Raw genomic sequence first — 17,836 nt, 5'->3', positions numbered from 1 at the left:
ATCTCATGAAATTCAGTGAACTTTGGTTACGCGAATGGGTAAACCCAACCATTGGCAGTGACGAATTAGCCCACCAAATCACCATGGCCGGACTGGAAGTTGACGGCGTTGATGACGTTGCTGGTGCATTCCACGGCGTGGTCGTTGGTGAAGTTGTGGAGTGCGGGCAGCATCCCAACGCAGACAAACTGCGAGTAACGAAAATCAATGTCGGCGGCGATCGTCTGCTAGATATCGTCTGCGGTGCACCTAACTGTCGTCAAGGGCTGAAGGTTGCCGTAGCGACCGTGGGCGCGGTTTTACCGGGTAATTTCAAGATTAAGGCTGCGAAACTGCGTGGTGAACCTTCGGAAGGGATGCTGTGCTCATTCTCTGAACTGGGTATTTCTGACGATCACGACGGAATTATCGAGTTGCCGCTGGATGCGCCAATTGGCACCGACATCCGCGAATATCTGCAACTAAATGATAAAACTATCGAAATCAGCGTGACGCCAAATCGTGCCGACTGTCTGTGTATTCTAGGTGTCGCTCGCGATGTCGCGGTAGTGAATCAGTTAGCTCTGACCGAACCGGATATGAGCCCGGTTGCTGCAACCCTCAGCGATACCTTCCCAATTCGCGTTGATGCGCCGCAGGCGTGTCCACGTTATCTGGGACGCGTAGTGAAGGGGATTAACGTTAAGGCCGCTACGCCGCTGTGGATGCGTGAAAAACTGCGTCGTTGTGGTATCCGCTCTATCGATCCGGTTGTTGATGTAACTAACTACGTATTGTTAGAACTGGGCCAGCCGATGCATGCGTTTGACGTGGATCGTATCGACGGTGAAATCATTGTTCGTATGGCCGCAGAAGCGGAAGAGCTGACGCTGCTGGACGGTACTAAAGCCAAACTGAGCGCAGATACGCTGGTTATCGCCGATAAGCAGAAAGCGCTAGCTATGGCCGGTATTTTTGGTGGTGAACATTCAGGCGTGAATGAAGCAACCCAGAACGTCTTGCTGGAATGTGCTTTCTTCAATCCGTTGTCGATCACCGGGCGAGCGCGCCGTCAAGGTTTGCATACTGATGCTTCACATCGTTATGAGCGTGGTGTCGACCCTGCGTTGCAACATAAGGCGATGGAACGAGCAACCCGTTTGCTGATTGATATTTGCGGCGGTGAAGCTGGCCCGATTATTGATGTCACTTCAGAAGCGGATTTGCCGAAACGCGCCACTATTACTCTGCGTCGTGAAAAACTGGATCGCCTGATTGGCCACCATGTGCCAAGTGAACAGGTTACCGATATCCTGCGTCGTTTGGGTTGCCAGGTGACTGTGCAGTGTGATAACTGGCAGGCAGTTGCGCCGAGCTGGCGTTTCGATATGGAAATCGAAGAAGACCTGGTGGAAGAAGTTGCCCGTATTTACGGTTACAACAATATCCCTGATGTGCCGGTAAAAGCAGATTTGGTGATGACCAAACATCGCGAAGCTGACCTGCCATTGAAGCGTGTGAAGGCATTATTGGTCGATCGCGGCTATCAGGAAGCAATTACTTACAGTTTTGTTGATCCAAAAATCCAGGCTTTATTGCATCCGGGTCAAGAGCCTCTGATTTTGCCAAGTCCCATTTCCGTGGATATGTCAGCAATGCGCTTGTCTTTGCTGACTGGTCTGCTAGCAGCAGTGGTTTATAACCAGAATCGTCAGCAATCTCGTCTGCGTTTGTTTGAGAGTGGCTTACGCTTTGTTCCTGATAATAAAGCAGATTTGGGTATTCGACAGGACGTAATGCTAGCGGGTGTGATTGCCGGTAACCGTTATGATGAGCATTGGGATTTGGCGCGTCAGCCGGTGGACTTCTATGATTTGAAGGGTGATTTGGAAGCAATTCTTGAACTTACCGGCAAATTATCTGACGTTCAGTTCCGTGCAGAATCGCATTCCGCACTGCATCCGGGTCAAAGTGCCGCAATTTATTTAGCGGGAGAACACATTGGTTTCATTGGTGTAGTTCATCCTGAACTGGAGCGTAAGCTCGATCTGAACGGCCGAACTGTGGTGTTCGAATTGTTGTGGAATAAGGTCGCAGACCGCGCCGTGCCTCAGGCCAGCGAGATTTCGCGCTTCCCGGCAAACCGTCGAGATATCGCTGTTGTGGTGGCTGAAAACGTTCCCGCAGAAGATATTTTGGCCGAGTGTAAGAAAGTTGGCGCAAATCAGGTAGTTGGCGTAAACTTGTTTGATGTGTACCGTGGCAAGGGCGTAGCCGAGGGTTATAAAAGCCTCGCTATCAGTCTGGTGTTGCAGGATACCGCCCGTACACTGGAAGAAGAGGAGATCGCCGCTACCGTTGCAAAATGTGTAGAGGCGTTAAAACAGCGATTCCAAGCATCCTTGAGGGATTGAACCTATGGCGCTTACTAAAGCTGAAATGTCAGAACATCTGTTTGAAAAGCTTGGGCTTAGCAAACGGGATGCCAAAGACCTGGTAGAGTTATTCTTTGAAGAGGTACGTCGTGCTCTGGAGAATGGCGAACAGGTCAAATTGTCTGGCTTTGGCAATTTTGATCTGCGAGACAAAAACCAACGTCCGGGCCGTAATCCGAAGACCGGTGAGGACATTCCTATTACGGCGCGCCGTGTGGTGACTTTCCGTCCTGGGCAGAAGCTAAAAAGCCGGGTAGAGAATGCCACTCCCAAAGAGTGAGTAATCCGACAAAAAAGGCCGCGCAAGCGGCCTTTTTCTTTTGTAATCTTATAGCTAGCATAGCCAGAAACGCGATTTTCTCTGCTTCCGCCCCGTCTTCCGCGTTCGTTTTATTCTCGCCGAACTCGCTAATGAGTTTCTACGCTTTGCTGCCGTGTCTCTCATATAGGAAGATGCCAATTAATGTATTTACGAATAAAATCCTTGCCCTTGCTACGCAAAACTTTCACTTATCCTGCTAACCCCCTAATATCTGTCCTCAAACCCAGGCAATAAGCCTTTTTCTATCTCGGATCATGATCCTGTTTTCCCAGTCATGTTCTGTCAGCCGGATTGCAGAATATTATGCAGATAAGTCAGACATTTATCTTACTCCAGCAGCATCAGCTGCGGCGGGATCGTCGTTATCTCGGACTCCTCGCCTGCGGTATGTTACTGGCTCTGTCACTTGCTCTTTGCGCAGGGGAGGTTTGGATATGGCCCAATCGGTGGCTAAGCGCCGATGGACAATTATTTGTATGGCAACTGCGTTTACCTAGAGCATTAGCCGTAATGATGGTTGGTGCCAGTCTGGCGGTAGCGGGAGCCATAATGCAAAGCCTGTTCGAAAATCCACTGGCCGAGCCGGGATTGTTAGGCGTGGCGAACGGAGCTGGCGTTACGCTGGTGCTGGCGGTTTTATTAGGGCACGGATTGCTGCCGGTGTGGGTGCTGAGTCTGAGTGCAATTATCGGCGCGTTGGTCATGACCTCGCTGCTGCTGGCTTTTGCCCGACGCCGACGTTTAAGCAATGCCAGATTGCTGCTGGTTGGCGTAGCTTTGGGGATTGTATGCAGTGCTGTGATGACGTGGGCGGTTTATTTCAGTACCAGTCTGGATCTACGTCAGCTGATGTATTGGATGATGGGCGGTTTTAGCGGGATAGATTGGCGGCAGTGGTTGCTGGTGTTGCTGTTATTGCCAGTGGTGATTTGGCTTTGCCTGCAAGGTAGAATCCTGAACTATATGGCGCTGGGAGAGCAGCAGGCGCGACAGCTTGGGGTCTCACTCCATAGGTGGCGTAATCTATTGGTTTTGGCTATTGGTCTGCTGGTAGGCATCAGCGTTGCATTAGCCGGTGTGATTGGCTTTGTCGGTCTGGTAATCCCACATATTTTGCGATTAACCGGGCTGACCGATCAGCGATTCCTGTTAACAGGCTGCGCTTTGGCCGGGGCGGGAGTGCTACTGTTAGCCGATGTGATTGCTCGTGTTGCCTTGTTTTCCGCAGAATTGCCGATTGGCGTGGTGACGGCAACGCTGGGAGCTCCGCTATTTATCTGGTTACTGATTAGGGTGAAAAGCGTAGAGTCGTGAACGGAAAACCTGCTAATAGTCGCTTTAAGAGGACTTTGCATCAATATCGCTCAGGGTTAACTCGGTAAAAGTTTAGCTCTCTATAATAAAAGTTTCACTCTCTATAATAAGGATGACATCCGATGACCGCTCCGATTTATGCTACTCAACTACACACTATCGATCATCAAACGACGTCGCTGAAGGCCTATCAAGGCTCCGTGCTGCTGGTGGTGAACGTTGCCTCCGAGTGCGGACTGACCAAACAATACGCAGGTCTGGAAAAACTGTACAAAACCTATCATCAACAAGGTTTTGAAGTTTTAGGATTTCCGAGCAATGAGTTTGCCGGTCAGGAGCCAGGCAGCGATGAAGAGATTCAGGCATTTTGCCGGGGCACCTTTGGCGTAGAATTCCCCATGTTCAGTAAAGTCGAAGTTAATGGCTCAGGCCGTCATCCGTTGTATCAACACTTAATTTCCGCTAAGCCACAGGCTTTGACGCCTGCGGACAGCGAGTTTTTCCAGCGGATGAGCAGTAAGGGGCGAGCACCAAAACAGATCGGCGATATATTGTGGAACTTCGAAAAATTTTTGATTGGCCGGGACGGTACGGTTATTCAGCGTTTCTCACCGGATATGACGCCAGAAGATCCGGCAATCATTGCCGCGATCGTTCAGGCGCTGGCTCAGCACTGATTTTCACTTAACTTATTAGCTAACGAGATTATTGTGACGTTATTGCAACTCAACGATGTCAGTGTCGCGGGCCGATTAGCCTCGTTTTCAGCGCAGGTTGATGCTGGGTTGCAAATTCATCTTATTGGACCGAACGGTGCGGGGAAGAGCACCTTGCTAGCCTGCGCCGCGGGTGTATTACCGACTACGGGGGATATTTCTCTGCTCGCAACGCCTCTTACGCAGTATTCCGGCGCTGAATTAGCACGGTATCGGGCTTATCTCAGTCAGCAGCAAACGTCGGTTAGCCTGATGCCAGTATTTCAATACCTCTCTCTGCATCAGCCCGTAGGGGCGGATTCGGAATCCGTGGCGATAGCCATCGGTTATCTCTGTGAAAAATTACGTTTAGCCGATAAGCTGCCGCGTTCTCTCACTCAACTTTCCGGCGGAGAATGGCAGCGGGTCAGGCTGGCGGCTATTTTGTTACAGGTATGGCCAACGGTGAATCATCATAGCCAATTATTACTACTGGATGAGCCAACCAATAGCCTTGATGTGGCGCAAAAAGTTGCGTTAGATGCGCTGTTACGGGAGTTTTGCGCCAGCGGTCGCAGTGTTATTGTCAGCGCTCACGATCTGAATCATAGCCTGCAACAGGCCGACAGAATCTGGCTACTGGCGCAGGGAAAACTGGTTGCGCAGGGTGAAACGCTGGAAGTGATGCGACCAGAGATATTATCACCGATTTTTGAGGTGAATTTTCAATTACACCGTTTTAATCAGCAGAATTGGATTGTTTGTCAGAATTAATAATTATTGCATTAACTATTCTGGTTATTAATTACTCCCTAATTTTTATATCGTATATAAATGAAGTTAACCTAGCCATTATTAGGCGAGGTTAACTCAATTTTTCCACTTAATTCACTATAATAACTCAATGGTAGTACCGATATTTTATAGATTGGATTCTATGTTTAATGCAATTATTGCTTAGTAAGGGGTCACTCCGTCAAATTTTCTCAAGAGGGCTGCTACCGGTGAGCCATTTAAGGCAATTTCATCTTATTACTTATGAATTGTTGGTTGCTATAGGATTTGAAGCTCCCGAGATAGCTGAAAATCAAGATATCATTACGTTGACAATCGATGATGCTTTGCAATTGAATCTATGCGCGATAGATCAAGAATATTGGATACTTCAGACCTCAGTAGGTATGGCGAACAGTTTATCGTTAGAGGAAATGATTGCTCTGTTGAATAAAAATAGGCCAACAGATTATTTATGGCAGCCGGTTTTTGCCTTTGATGAAAAAAATGATGTGATCTGTTGGCTACGTCTCCCGCTATATGGAATGGATATACCAAGTTTGTTATCCATAATGGAACGGTTTATTTCAGATGCGTGTATTGAACGAATAGGTCTTGATTTTCCTCTGTAAATATCTTTTTTTTCATGTTGTTATGAGGAGGCTGGTATGGTGGGTAAACTAATTGGAAATACTGATTATTTAAATATTGGATTGGGTCTTGCAAGCGAAAAAAATCGTGTGTTTGGTATGGATAAAAAAGGCCAGTGTGTAACATTTGGTCGCTTCTCTGCCTATTTACATCCACATCAGGTTAAAAGATTTTTAGTTGAAGCTCAAAAAACCGAGTATGGAGTTAATATCAAAGGAACGAAGATAACTTATAACGACGTGATTCGTCAGGCGAAGAATTTATCCCATAACGAGTACGAGATTGGGGGCGTTTTTGATAAAATCAGTAACGGGCATCGTTTAAAAAGTCAGCTTATCACTTAACATACAGAGGCACGTCTACCTTTGTAAAATTAGTCATATGTAGTAAGTAACATGAAATTTCAAGTGAAATAGGAACAGCCAGCGTTAATTCTGGCTGTTCATTGATATTTTGATTTGTAGTGAAAACGCATTCAAACGGATCGTTATTGGCAGATGATGGGGGAGAAGTGCCATTGCTGCTCCTATACATTTTGCGTTAATCCGATGTTGAACAGACTTTTTCTCTATTTTCTGTCCCTTAATTCACGCCATCTTTACTTCTTATCTCTAAATAACGCGATACTGCAATGAATGACGGAGATAGGATCATTCGATTAACCCTGCACGTCACTCAAAAATTAATTATTTTAGCTAAACTATTTTTATAAATTATACGATTATGATTATTTCTGAGTTTCGGTTATTTCTATACTGAAACTGAGCGTAAATCGGTAAACATTCACCTTCGTCTGCTGTTGTGTCGCAAAAAAAATGAAGTTTATTCTCTTGATTCATCAGAATATTTACATTAAGCCAACTCTGGCTAAATTTTGTGCACACGCCACAAAATAATGTTTTTTTCTCCTGTTCTTAAGGTTGGATTAAGGTTCATTGTCTACATTTATCAGTGGTGTGCAGTGAGATCAATCGTGGCCGCGTTTAGTTTTCGTTAACTTACTTCGACTTATAGTGGCGTTAAATTTGTTGTGTCCTACTGGGTACATTCATGGAAAATTTCTTACCTTTCTCTGTTCCTGCTATTGGCAGTGAAGAAATTGCTGCTGTTACAGAAGTTCTGACATCAGGGTGGATTACCACCGGACCGAAGAATCAACAATTAGAACGCGAGTTTTGCCAGGCTTTTGGCTGCAAACATGCCGTAGCGGTCTGTTCTGCCACGGCGGGAATGCATATTACTTTAATGGCACTGGGCGTTGGGCCGGGCGATGAGGTGATAACGCCTTCTCAAACCTGGGTTTCTACCCTTAATATGATTGAGTTATTGGGTGCCGTTCCGGTGATGGTCGATGTTGACTGGAACACGCTGATGGCTAGCGCTGAAAGTATTGCCGCTGCTATCACCCCTAAAACCAAGGCGATTATTCCGGTGCATTATGCTGGCGCGCCCTGTGATTTAAACAGCATTAGGCAAGTTGCCCGTCAGCATCAGATTCCGCTGATTGAAGATGCGGCGCATGCGGCAGGAACACGCTACGGCGATGAATGGATAGGGCAGCAAGGAACGGCGATTTTCTCTTTCCATGCGATTAAGAATATGACCTGCGCCGAGGGCGGATTAATCGCAACCGATGATGACGTGCTGGCTGAAAAAGTACGTCGCTTAAAATTTCATGGATTAGGCGTTGATGCTTTTGACCGTGAGTTAAAAGGGCGTAGCCCGCAGGCAGAAGTGGTCGAACCGGGATATAAATATAATTTATCCGATATTCACGCGGCTATTGCTGTGGTGCAACTGAAACGGCTACCGGAAATAAACGCTCGCCGTCAGGCTTTGGCTGAACGTTATATTCAGGCATTGGCAGGTTCACCGTTACAACCTTTGGCATTGCCTGATTATCCTCATCATCACGCCTGGCACCTATTTATGGTTCGGGTAGATTCCGAGCAGTGCGGTATAAGCCGAGATCAACTTATGGCTGAATTAAAAGCCTTGGGCATTGGCTCTGGTTTGCATTTCCGTGCGGCTCATACGCAAAAATATTATCGCGAACGTTATCCCGATTTAACTTTGCCAAATACCGAGTGGAATTCAGCCCGGCTTTGTACTTTGCCTCTGTTCCCCGATATGCAAGATAGCGATGTTGACCGGGTGGTCAACGCATTAGCAACTATTATAGGGCCTCGCCGTGTCACAGCCTGAAGAAATTAATAAAGTCTCGATTGTTATTCCTGTTTATAACGAACAGGAAAGTTTACCCGCATTATTGGAGAGAACCTCGGCTGCCTGCCAGTTATTACGCCAGCCTTATGAAATTATTTTGGTGGATGACGGCAGCAGCGATAATTCGGCAGAAATGCTAACCGCTGCGGCAGAAAAACCGGATAGCTGCATTATTGCCGTCTTGCTAAACCGTAATTATGGCCAGCACTCTGCCATTATGGCGGGTTTTAATCAGGTCAGTGGCGATCTGGTTATTACGTTAGATGCGGATTTGCAAAACCCGCCGGAAGAAATTCCCCGTTTAGTGAGCGTTGCCGAAGAGGGTTATGACGTGGTCGGTACAGTGCGTGCCAACCGTCAGGATTCTATGTTCCGTAAAACGGCCTCCAAGATGATCAACATGATGATCCAAAAAGCGACAGGGAAATCGATGGGGGACTACGGCTGTATGCTACGTGCCTACCGTCGGCATATCGTTGACGCGATGTTACACTGTCACGAGCGCAGTACTTTTATTCCGATACTCGCCAACACCTTTGCCAGAAAAACCACAGAAATTAAGGTTCATCACGCCGAGCGCGAGTTTGGCGACTCCAAATACAGTCTGATGAAGCTGATTAACCTGATGTACGACCTGATCACCTGCCTGACAACTACGCCGTTGCGTTTGCTCAGTCTGGTTGGCAGCGTCATTGCACTGTCAGGTTTCACCCTCTCGGTACTGCTGGTGGCATTACGTTTGATTTTTGGCCCGGAATGGGCTGGCGGCGGCGTGTTCACGCTGTTCGCGGTGTTATTTATGTTTATTGGGGCACAATTCGTTGGTATGGGTTTACTCGGTGAATACATCGGACGAATTTACAACGACGTACGCGCGCGTCCCCGATATTTTGTGCAAAAAGTGGTCGAGTCTCAGCAGGCCAAAAAAACTCAGGAAGAAGAATGATGAAAGCGATTGTATTTGCCTATCACGATATTGGCTGCGTGGGCGTTAATGCACTGGTTGAAGCGGGTTATGACGTTCAGGCAGTGTTTACCCATACTGATTCTCCGAATGAGAATCACTTTTTCTCTTCCGTTGCGCGGGTTGCCGCCGATCTACAATTGCCGGTGTTTGCCCCCGAAGACGTCAACCATCCTTTATGGGTTGAGCAGATCCGCGAAATGCAGCCGGACGTCATTTTTTCATTCTATTATCGTAACTTGTTGAGCGATGAGATTTTATCTCTGGCTCCGCAGGGCGCATTTAACCTGCACGGTTCATTGTTACCTCGCTACCGCGGTCGCGCGCCGATTAACTGGGCGTTGGTCAAAGGTGAAACCGAAACTGGCGTAACCTTGCACAAAATGGTGAAGCGAGCGGATGCGGGCGACATCGCAGGTCAGCGTAAAGTGGCTATCAGCGATACGGATACGGCTTTAACCTTACATGCAAAAATGCGCGATGCCGCGCAGGCTCTGTTGCAGGATTTATTGCCAAAAATGAAGCGTGGCCCGTTAACACTAACGCCTCAGAATGAAGCGGACGCCAGCTATTTTGGTCGCCGTACCGCCGCCGATGGCGAAATCGATTGGGTTAAATCCGCTCGCGAATTACATAATCTGGTACGCGCGGTGACAGAACCTTACCCAGGCGCATTCAGCCATTTGGGACAGCGCAAGTTGATTGTATGGCGTGCCAGGCCACTGGACATCGAGCACCAAAAATTGCCAGGAACCGTACTTGGCACCAATCCATTGGTGGTAGCCTGCGGTGAGGGCGCGCTTGAAATCATCGCCGGTCAGGGCGAATCCGGACTGTACGTGCAGGGCAGCCGTCTGGCATTGGAAATGGGGATGGTAGCCGATGTCCGTTTAGGGGTTAAACCGCTAAATAAAAAGAAAAGACGCACCCGAGTCCTGATTTTGGGCGTCAATGGATTTATCGGTAACCATCTGACTGAACGTTTATTACGTGATGACGGCTACGAAGTTTACGGACTGGATATCGGTTCCGATGCGCTGGGTCGCTTTATGGATAATCCACGCTTCCATTTTGTTGAAGGTGATATCAGTATTCACTCGGAATGGATTGAATATCATATTAAGAAGTGCGATGTGATATTACCGCTGGTCGCTATTGCCACGCCGATTGAATATACCCGTAATCCGCTGAAAGTCTTTGAACTGGATTTTGAAGAGAACCTCAAAATCGTGCGTGACTGCGTGAAGTACAACAAACGTATTGTTTTTCCGTCGACCTCTGAAGTTTACGGTATGTGCGATGACAAAGAGTTTGATGAAGACCATTCTCGTCTGATTGTCGGGCCGATTAATAAACAGCGCTGGATTTATTCTGTCTCCAAGCAATTATTGGATCGAGTTATTTGGGCATACGGCGAAAAAGAAGGTCTGAAATTTACCTTATTCCGTCCGTTTAACTGGATGGGGCCGCGTTTGGATAATCTGGATGCTGCTCGTATCGGTAGTTCCCGTGCCATTACTCAGTTGATATTGAATCTGGTGGAAGGTTCGCCGATCAAACTGGTTGACGGTGGGGAACAAAAACGTACCTTTACTGATATTAACGACGGTATTGAAGCTTTATTCCGCATCATTGAAAACCGCGAAGGACGTTGCGACGGTCAGATTATCAATATCGGTAACCCGACTAACGAAGCCAGCATTCGTGAACTGGCTGAAATGCTGTTGGCCAGCTTTGAGAAACATGAATTGCGCGACAAATTCCCGCCGTTTGCTGGCATGAAAACCATCGAAAGCAGCGCTTACTATGGCAAAGGGTATCAGGACGTTGAACATCGTACGCCGAGCATTGAAAACGCCCGCCGTTTGCTGAACTGGCAGCCTGAAATCGCCATGCAGCAAACTGTCGCCGAAACGTTGGACTTCTTCCTGCGCAGCGCGCTGGACGATAAATCCATTGAACAGGATGATGGGAAGGCTAAATGAAACGAGTGGGCCTGAGGATTGACGTCGATACTTACCGTGGCACCCGCGATGGGGTGCCTTCACTGTTGAATGTGTTAGATAAACACGGTATTCAGGCCAGTTTCTTTTTTAGCGTTGGGCCGGACAACATGGGGCGCCATTTATGGCGCCTGCTACGTCCCCGTTTCTTATGGAAAATGTTGCGCTCAAACGCAGCTTCGCTGTACGGCTGGCAGATTCTGCTGGCCGGTACCGCCTGGCCGGGCAAGTTAATTGCCAAACATTTAGGCGACGTGATGAAAGAAACGCAGGCTGCCGGTCATGAAGTTGGCTTGCACGCTTGGGATCATCAGGGCTGGCAGGCGAAAGTCGGCACCTGGTCGAAAGCACAGCTCAAAGATCAGATTCAGCGTGGTGTGGATGCATTGCAAGACAGTATCCACGGGCCGGTTAGTTGCTCTGCGGTCGCCGGGTGGCGCGCCGACGAGCGAGTATTAGAAGCGAAACAGCCGTTTAACTTCAGCTATAACAGCGATTGCCGCGGCACGCGTCCTTTCCGGCCAATATTGCCTGATGGCAGTGAAGGCAGCGTACAAATCCCCGTGACATTACCGACTTACGATGAAGTCGTCGGCAGTGAAGTTCGTCCGCAGGATTTTAACGATTTTATTCTGGATGCCATTCTGCGAGATAGCGGAGTGCCGGTTTATACCATTCACGCCGAAGTTGAAGGGATGTCACAGGCAGCGATGTTTGAAAATCTATTAGTGAAAGCGCAGAAGCAGGGAATTGAATTTTGCGCTTTAAGCTCATTGTTACCGGAAAATCGTTCAAACTTGCCGCTAGGCAAGGTCGTGCGTTCTGCTTTCCCAGGCAGAGAGGGGTGGTTAGGCTGTCAGTCTGAGGTGACAAATTCATGAGCGACGCGTTAAAAAAGGGTGGCGTAGCGCTACTGGCGGTATTTTTTGCTGTGTTATATATCGTGCCCTTGAACGGCCGTTTACTGTGGCAACCGGATGAAACCCGTTATGCGGAAATTAGCCGAGAAATGCTACAGCAGGGTGATTGGGTCGTGCCGCATTTATTGGGTATTCGTTATTTTGAAAAGCCTATTGCCGGATATTGGTTTAATAATATCAGCCAGTGGATCTTCGGTGATAATAACTTTGCGGTGCGTTTTGGTTCAGTATTCAGTATTGGACTCAGCGCCATTTTGGTATTTTGGCTAGCGACATTAATGTGGCGTAATCGTAATACCGCGCTGCTGGCTAGCCTGATTTATATCTCTTCGCTGCTGGTATTCAGTATCGGGACTTATAGCGTTCTCGATCCTATGATTACGCTGTGGCTGACAGCATCGATGCTGTGTTTTTATCTGACGCTGAGAGCCAAAACTTCCCGACAGAAAATGACCGCCTATGCATTTTTGGGGCTGGTTTGTGCCATGGGCTTTATGACCAAGGGCTTTTTGGCATTGGCCGTTCCGGTGATTGCGGTTATTCCCATTGTAATTCAACAACGTCGAACCAAAGAGCTACTGTTGTTTGGCCCGATAGCTATCGTCAGTGCCTGTTTGCTGAGCCTGCCTTGGGCGTTAGCGATTGCGCAGCGTGAACCTGATTTCTGGCATTATTTCTTCTGGGTGGAGCATATTCAGCGCTTTGCCGAGAAAGACGCGCAGCATAAAGCGCCATTCTGGTATTACCTACCGCTGATTTGTCTGGGCGTATTACCTTGGTTAGGACTGTTGCCGGGGGCATTACTCAAAGGCTGGCGTGAGCGAGTGGCTCGACCGGAACTCTTCTTCCTGCTGAGCTGGGCAGTGATGCCGTTTATATTTTTCAGCATCGCCAAAGGAAAATTGCCAACCTATATTCTGCCGTGTATTGCGCCGATATCATTGCTTATGGCAGCGTACGCGCAGGATTGTGTGGCTAAATTGCAGATGAGCGCGCTGAAGGTAAACGGCTATATCAATCTGATTTTCGGCACCGTCTGCGCGTTGGCCGTACTGTTGATCGGTTTGGGCGTATTTTCTCACCTGGTGGTGTACGCCGCCGATGAGAAAATCAAAGTGATTCTCGGGACTCTGTCATTTGCTGCATGGGGATGCGTTGGCTATTTCAGCCTGCGACAAAATGCTCGCCATTGGCGCTGGGCGGCCGTTTGCCCGCTGCTGTTTGCGTTGCTGGTGGCGTATGTCATTCCGCAACAGGTGATTAACTCCAAGCTGCCTCAGTATTTTATCCAGCAGAACCGCGCGGAGCTTGAACAAAGCCGCTACGTACTCTCGGATGGCGTCGGCGTGGCTTCGGGTCTGGCCTGGGAGTTGAAACGTAGTGATATCATTATGTTTAGCGAAAAAGGCGAAGTGAATTATGGTTTAGCCTATCCGGATGCGGCGGATCGTTACGTCAGTTTTGAAGATTTCCCTCAATGGCTGGCTAAGGCGCGTAAACAGGGGAATGTTTCGCTGGTCTTACAGTTATCCCGAGGTGAAACCTTGCCAGAAAGCCTGCCTGCGGCGGATCAGGTTACGCAAAACAGCAGAATGGCGTTGCTGTGGTATAAGCAAATTCCATGATGAGTTACCTGCTGTTATTGATGGTGAGTCTGCTGACCTGCGCCGGACAGCTATGTCAAAAGCAGGCGGCTCAGATTTGGGCTACAGAACAACCGAGCCGTCGTACTCACACCTTTAGGTGGCTAGCTACGGCGGTGCTGTTGCTCGGATTGGGGATGTTGCTGTGGCTTCGGCTGCTGCAACACCTGCCTTTAAGCATCGCTTACCCTATGCTCAGTTTTAATTTTGTCTTGGTTACGCTGGCATCACGCTTTTTCTTCGGTGAAGCCGTTGGCTTGCGCCATTGGCTAGGTATTGTCGCCATTATGTTGGGTATTTTGCTGATGAGTTTGCCGCGATGAAAGGTTACGGTTGGGGAATAGGTAGCGTGCTGTTGGTGACGTTGGCGCAGCTATTACTGAAATGGGGTGTGATTCACTTACCGCTGATTAGCTGGGCTGGCATGGATCTGCAATTCTTCACCGATCATCTGTCGCCACTTGCCGCCGTCACTGCGGGTTTATTCGGCTATGCGCTTTCGATGCTGTGCTGGTTCTTCGCTTTGCGTTATTTGCCATTAAATCAGGCTTATCCACTCTTAAGTATTAGTTATGCGCTGGTTTATCTGGCGGCGGTGACTTTGCCTTGGTTCCACGAAAGCGCCACGTTATTAAAGACCCTGGGAGCCGCCATTATCCTGTTTGGCGTTTGGTTAATACATTCGAAGCCGATTAAATAGCTTTAGCACTATTATCTTATTCAGATAACTTGTTTTTTGCGCGCACGAAATATAGATTAGCCAGATGAATTCAGCATGATAGCTTGGTTTTCTTATGGTTTCCGCTCAAGGAAAGCCAACCGGGCTTATTATTCGGTGAGAGATCTATGCGGATGCGTTTTTGGATTTTTCTGGCCTGTCTTATTCTTGCCGGGTGTAGTAGCAGAGCTCCGGCACCCAGCGGACACCTATCTGACCCGATTGTGGTGGTCGCACAGTTAAAAGAGCAATTGCGTCAATGGCAGGGTACGCCTTACCAATATGGCGGAATGGACCAGCGCGGCGTCGATTGCTCCGGCTTTGTCTATCGCACTTTCCGCGATCGTTTTGATATGCAGTTGCCCCGAACCACTGAAGCACAAACCAGTCTGGGTACCAAAGTCTCTCGCGATGAGCTGATGCCGGGAGATTTAGTGTTCTTCAAAACGGGCAGTGGAGGGAATGGATTGCACGTTGGTATTTACGATACTAATGATGAATTCATTCACGCATCCACCAGTAAAGGCGTCATCCGTTCTTCGTTAGAAAACGTGTACTGGAAACGCGTTTACTGGCAGGCGCGCCGCATCTAACCGCCGATAAACAGCCGCAACTGTGTTATCTTAACGGCTGTTTATTTTGGTGCGGAGCCCTTTATGCCATCCCTTCGTTTATTCATTTCTGATTCCTATGATCCTTGGTTTAATCTGGCTGTAGAGGACTGTATTTTCCGCCAAATGTCGCCGGATCAGCGGGTACTTTTTCTCTGGCGAAACGATAATACCATTGTCATTGGTCGCGCTCAGAATCCGTGGAAAGAGTGTAATACGCGGCGTATGGCTGAAGACGGTATTAAACTGGCGCGTCGCAGCAGCGGCGGTGGGGCGGTATTCCACGATTTGGGCAACACCTGCTTTACCTTTATGGCAGGCAAACCTGAATACGATAAAACGGTTTCCACTCAAATTATTCTTAATGCCCTCAAGACATTGGGGATCGACGCCACGGCTTCTGGTCGTAATGATCTGGTCGTTGTCACGGAAGGTGGCGAGCGTAAAGTTTCTGGCTCTGCTTATCGGGAAACCAAAGATCGCGGCTTCCATCATGGTACCTTATTGATAAACGCCAATTTAGGGCGTCTGGTTGATTATCTTAATCCCGATCCTAAGAAACTACAGGCGAAAGGCATTGCTTCGGTTCGGTCGCGGGTCGCCAATCTGGTCGAGCTGATACCGGGTATCGATCATGAGCAGATTTGCAGAGCCATAGAGCAATCCTACTTTGATTACTACGACGAACGGGCGCAGGCAGAAATTATTTCTCCACTAGCCTTGCCGGATTTACCCGGCTTTAGCGAGCAGTTTGCCCGCCAAAGTAGCTGGGAATGGAATTTTGGCCAGGCGCCAGCCTTTAATCATCAAATGGACACTCGTTTTCAGTGGGGCGGTGTTGAAGTGCATTTAGATGTATTGCGAGGTTCTATCGAACGCAGCCAAGTATTTACCGATAGCCTGAATCCAACCCCGCTGGAAACATTGGCCGAACGGTTACCGGGTGTAGCTTATCGTCCTGAAGCGGTGGACGCCCTATGTCAGACGCTGATCGCTGATTTCCCTGATTCACAGGCTGAATTAGTTGAACTACGCCGTTGGCTGGTTGAGGAACTGATGTAATGCCGGATTTTGATAACAGCTATGGCCGGGCGTTGCCCGGATTTTATACCCGTTTGCGGCCAACACCGTTAAAAGGCGCGCGTTTGCTGTATCACAGCGCATCGCTGGCAGCAGAACTTGAGCTGGATGACAGTTGGTTCTCCGGTGATAAAGCCAAGGTTTGGGCCGGGGAACAATTGCTGCCGGGAATGGATCCGCTGGCTCAGGTATATAGCGGTCATCAGTTCGGCGTATGGGCGGGACAACTGGGTGATGGTCGGGGGATTTTGCTCGGTGAACAGCAACTGAGCGATGGTCGTCAGCTGGATTGGCACCTGAAAGGCGCGGGGCTGACGCCTTATTCGCGCATGGGAGATGGGCGGGCGGTGTTGCGCTCGGTAGTGCGTGAGTTTCTGGCCTCTGAAGCGCTGCATCATTTAGGGATTGCCAGCAGTCGTGCACTAACCATTGTGACCAGCGAGAATCCGGTATTCCGTGAGCAGCCTGAGCGCGGTGCGATGTTGTTGCGAGTGGCGGAAAGTCATGTTCGTTTCGGTCATTTCGAACATTTCTATTATCGCCAGCAGCCAGTACAGGTTAAACAATTGGCTGATTACGTCATTGCCCGCCATTGGCCGAATTTAGCTGACGAAGCCAGGCCTTATCTGGCTTGGTTCACCGACGTGGTAGAGCGCACGGCGAGAATGATTGCGTCCTGGCAAACGGTAGGTTTTGCTCACGGTGTAATGAATACCGACAATATGTCAATTCTTGGTATCACCATGGATTATGGCCCGTTCGGTTTTCTGGATGATTACCAGCCGGACTATATTTGTAATCATACCGACCATCAGGGACGCTATGCTTTTGATAACCAACCGGCGGTGGCCTACTGGAATTTACATCGTTTGGGGCAGTCTCTATCCGGATTACTGATGGCGGAAGAGCTACAGCAGGCGTTGGATGCCTACGAACCGGCGTTGATGGCGGCCTACGGGCAGCAAATGCGCGCCAAACTGGGTTTTTTCACTACCGATAAACAGGATAACGATTTGTTGACTGGTTTATTGAGTCTGATGATGAAAGAAAAACAGGATTACACCCGTACGTTCCGTCGCCTCAGTGAAACGGAGCAATCTTCCGCTCATTCGCCACTGCGGGATGACTTTGTCGATCGGGATGCCTTTGATAAATGGTATTCGCAATATCGGACGCGGCTACAGCAAGAAACTATTGATGACGCTCAACGGCAGCAGGCGATGAAGTCAGTGAATCCTAAGCTGATCTTACGTAATTATCTGGCTCAGCAAGCGATTGAGCTGGCAGAAAATGACGATATCAGCGCGTTGCACAGGCTGCATTTGGCGTTGCAACGGCCATTTGCTGATAATGCCGAATATGACGATCTGGCCGCTTTGCCGCCAGATTGGGGAAAGCATCTGGAGATATCCTGCTCCAGCTAGAAGAACCGCGAATATGGATATTTCAAATATGGCCGGTTGAGAGTCGAACGGAGGACAAAGTGGCAGCGCTTAGCCTC

17 protein-coding genes are annotated in these 17,836 nt (G+C 48.7%); all 17 read left to right on the top strand.

Translation table 11 applies throughout. The annotated features are described in order from the left end of the window. Nucleotides 1–5: 5 nt before the first annotated feature. Entirely contained in the window at nucleotides 6–2,393 is a 2,388-nt protein-coding gene (gene pheT / locus PL78_RS06175; protein ID WP_064514038.1) for a phenylalanine--tRNA ligase subunit beta, read from the top strand. Between the two features lie 4 nt (nucleotides 2,394–2,397). Beyond that, nucleotides 2,398–2,694 carry an integration host factor subunit alpha gene (gene ihfA, locus PL78_RS06170; protein ID WP_004717732.1) on the top strand — a complete coding sequence of 99 codons (297 nt, stop codon included), beginning with the start codon at nucleotides 2,398–2,400 and terminating at the stop codon, nucleotides 2,692–2,694. 345 nt (nucleotides 2,695–3,039) lie between these two features. Then, nucleotides 3,040–4,050 carry a vitamin B12 ABC transporter permease BtuC gene (gene btuC, locus PL78_RS06165; protein WP_064514036.1) on the top strand — a complete coding sequence of 337 codons (1,011 nt, stop codon included), beginning with the start codon at nucleotides 3,040–3,042 and terminating at the stop codon, nucleotides 4,048–4,050. A 122-nt stretch (nucleotides 4,051–4,172) separates the two neighbouring features. Then, nucleotides 4,173–4,727, top strand: coding sequence for a glutathione peroxidase (locus tag PL78_RS06160; RefSeq protein ID WP_064514034.1), 555 nt, complete (start codon nucleotides 4,173–4,175; stop codon nucleotides 4,725–4,727). A gap of 33 nt (nucleotides 4,728–4,760) precedes the next feature. Then, complete coding sequence (gene btuD / locus PL78_RS06155) at nucleotides 4,761–5,519, top strand: vitamin B12 ABC transporter ATP-binding protein BtuD (protein WP_064514032.1); 759 nt, start codon at nucleotides 4,761–4,763, stop codon at nucleotides 5,517–5,519. A gap of 170 nt (nucleotides 5,520–5,689) precedes the next feature. Further along, the gene (locus PL78_RS06150; protein ID WP_064514030.1) at nucleotides 5,690–6,151 is read left to right on the top strand and encodes a CesT family type III secretion system chaperone; all 462 of its coding nucleotides are present in this window, start codon (nucleotides 5,690–5,692) and stop codon (nucleotides 6,149–6,151) included. Nucleotides 6,152–6,187: 36 nt separating this feature from the next. Continuing rightward, nucleotides 6,188–6,514: a hypothetical protein gene (locus PL78_RS06145; RefSeq protein ID WP_064514028.1), complete on the top strand. Its 327-nt coding sequence runs from the start codon at nucleotides 6,188–6,190 to the stop codon at nucleotides 6,512–6,514. A 706-nt stretch (nucleotides 6,515–7,220) separates the two neighbouring features. Further along, on the top strand, nucleotides 7,221–8,375 hold the full coding sequence (gene arnB / locus PL78_RS06140; RefSeq protein WP_064514026.1) for a UDP-4-amino-4-deoxy-L-arabinose aminotransferase: 1,155 nt from the start codon (nucleotides 7,221–7,223) through the stop codon (nucleotides 8,373–8,375). Then, on the top strand, nucleotides 8,362–9,342 hold the full coding sequence (gene arnC, locus PL78_RS06135) for an undecaprenyl-phosphate 4-deoxy-4-formamido-L-arabinose transferase (RefSeq protein ID WP_064514024.1): 981 nt from the start codon (nucleotides 8,362–8,364) through the stop codon (nucleotides 9,340–9,342). The genes arnB and arnC overlap by 14 nt, the downstream gene beginning before the upstream one ends. Then, a complete protein-coding gene (gene arnA, locus PL78_RS06130; protein ID WP_064518284.1) occupies nucleotides 9,342–11,345 on the top strand; it encodes a bifunctional UDP-4-amino-4-deoxy-L-arabinose formyltransferase/UDP-glucuronic acid oxidase ArnA in 2,004 nt (667 codons plus the stop codon). Before arnC ends, arnA begins: the two co-directional genes overlap by 1 nt. Further along, nucleotides 11,342–12,244, top strand: coding sequence for a 4-deoxy-4-formamido-L-arabinose-phosphoundecaprenol deformylase (arnD, locus tag PL78_RS06125; RefSeq protein WP_064514022.1), 903 nt, complete (start codon nucleotides 11,342–11,344; stop codon nucleotides 12,242–12,244). Before arnA ends, arnD begins: the two co-directional genes overlap by 4 nt. Next, complete coding sequence (gene arnT, locus PL78_RS06120) at nucleotides 12,241–13,908, top strand: lipid IV(A) 4-amino-4-deoxy-L-arabinosyltransferase (RefSeq protein ID WP_064514021.1); 1,668 nt, start codon at nucleotides 12,241–12,243, stop codon at nucleotides 13,906–13,908. Before arnD ends, arnT begins: the two co-directional genes overlap by 4 nt. After that, on the top strand, nucleotides 13,905–14,249 hold the full coding sequence (gene arnE / locus PL78_RS06115; protein WP_064514019.1) for a 4-amino-4-deoxy-L-arabinose-phosphoundecaprenol flippase subunit ArnE: 345 nt from the start codon (nucleotides 13,905–13,907) through the stop codon (nucleotides 14,247–14,249). Before arnT ends, arnE begins: the two co-directional genes overlap by 4 nt. Beyond that, nucleotides 14,246–14,626, top strand: a complete 381-nt coding sequence (gene arnF, locus PL78_RS06110; protein WP_064514018.1) for a 4-amino-4-deoxy-L-arabinose-phosphoundecaprenol flippase subunit ArnF — start codon at nucleotides 14,246–14,248, stop codon at nucleotides 14,624–14,626. Before arnE ends, arnF begins: the two co-directional genes overlap by 4 nt. Nucleotides 14,627–14,772: 146 nt before the next feature. After that, nucleotides 14,773–15,237 carry a C40 family peptidase gene (locus PL78_RS06105; protein ID WP_064514016.1) on the top strand — a complete coding sequence of 155 codons (465 nt, stop codon included), beginning with the start codon at nucleotides 14,773–14,775 and terminating at the stop codon, nucleotides 15,235–15,237. Nucleotides 15,238–15,300: 63 nt separating this feature from the next. Next, nucleotides 15,301–16,317, top strand: coding sequence for a lipoate--protein ligase (locus tag PL78_RS06100; RefSeq protein ID WP_064514014.1), 1,017 nt, complete (start codon nucleotides 15,301–15,303; stop codon nucleotides 16,315–16,317). Beyond that, entirely contained in the window at nucleotides 16,317–17,759 is a 1,443-nt protein-coding gene (locus PL78_RS06095) for a protein adenylyltransferase SelO (protein ID WP_064514012.1), read from the top strand. The genes PL78_RS06100 and PL78_RS06095 overlap by 1 nt, the downstream gene beginning before the upstream one ends. Nucleotides 17,760–17,836: the final 77 nt, after the last annotated feature.

The sequence above is a fragment of the Yersinia entomophaga genome (assembly GCF_001656035.1).
GTDB classification, from domain to species: Bacteria; Pseudomonadota; Gammaproteobacteria; order Enterobacterales; family Enterobacteriaceae; genus Yersinia; species Yersinia entomophaga.
The sequence above is the reverse complement of the archived record's forward strand: the minus strand, read 5'-3'. Positions and strand labels throughout refer to the sequence as shown.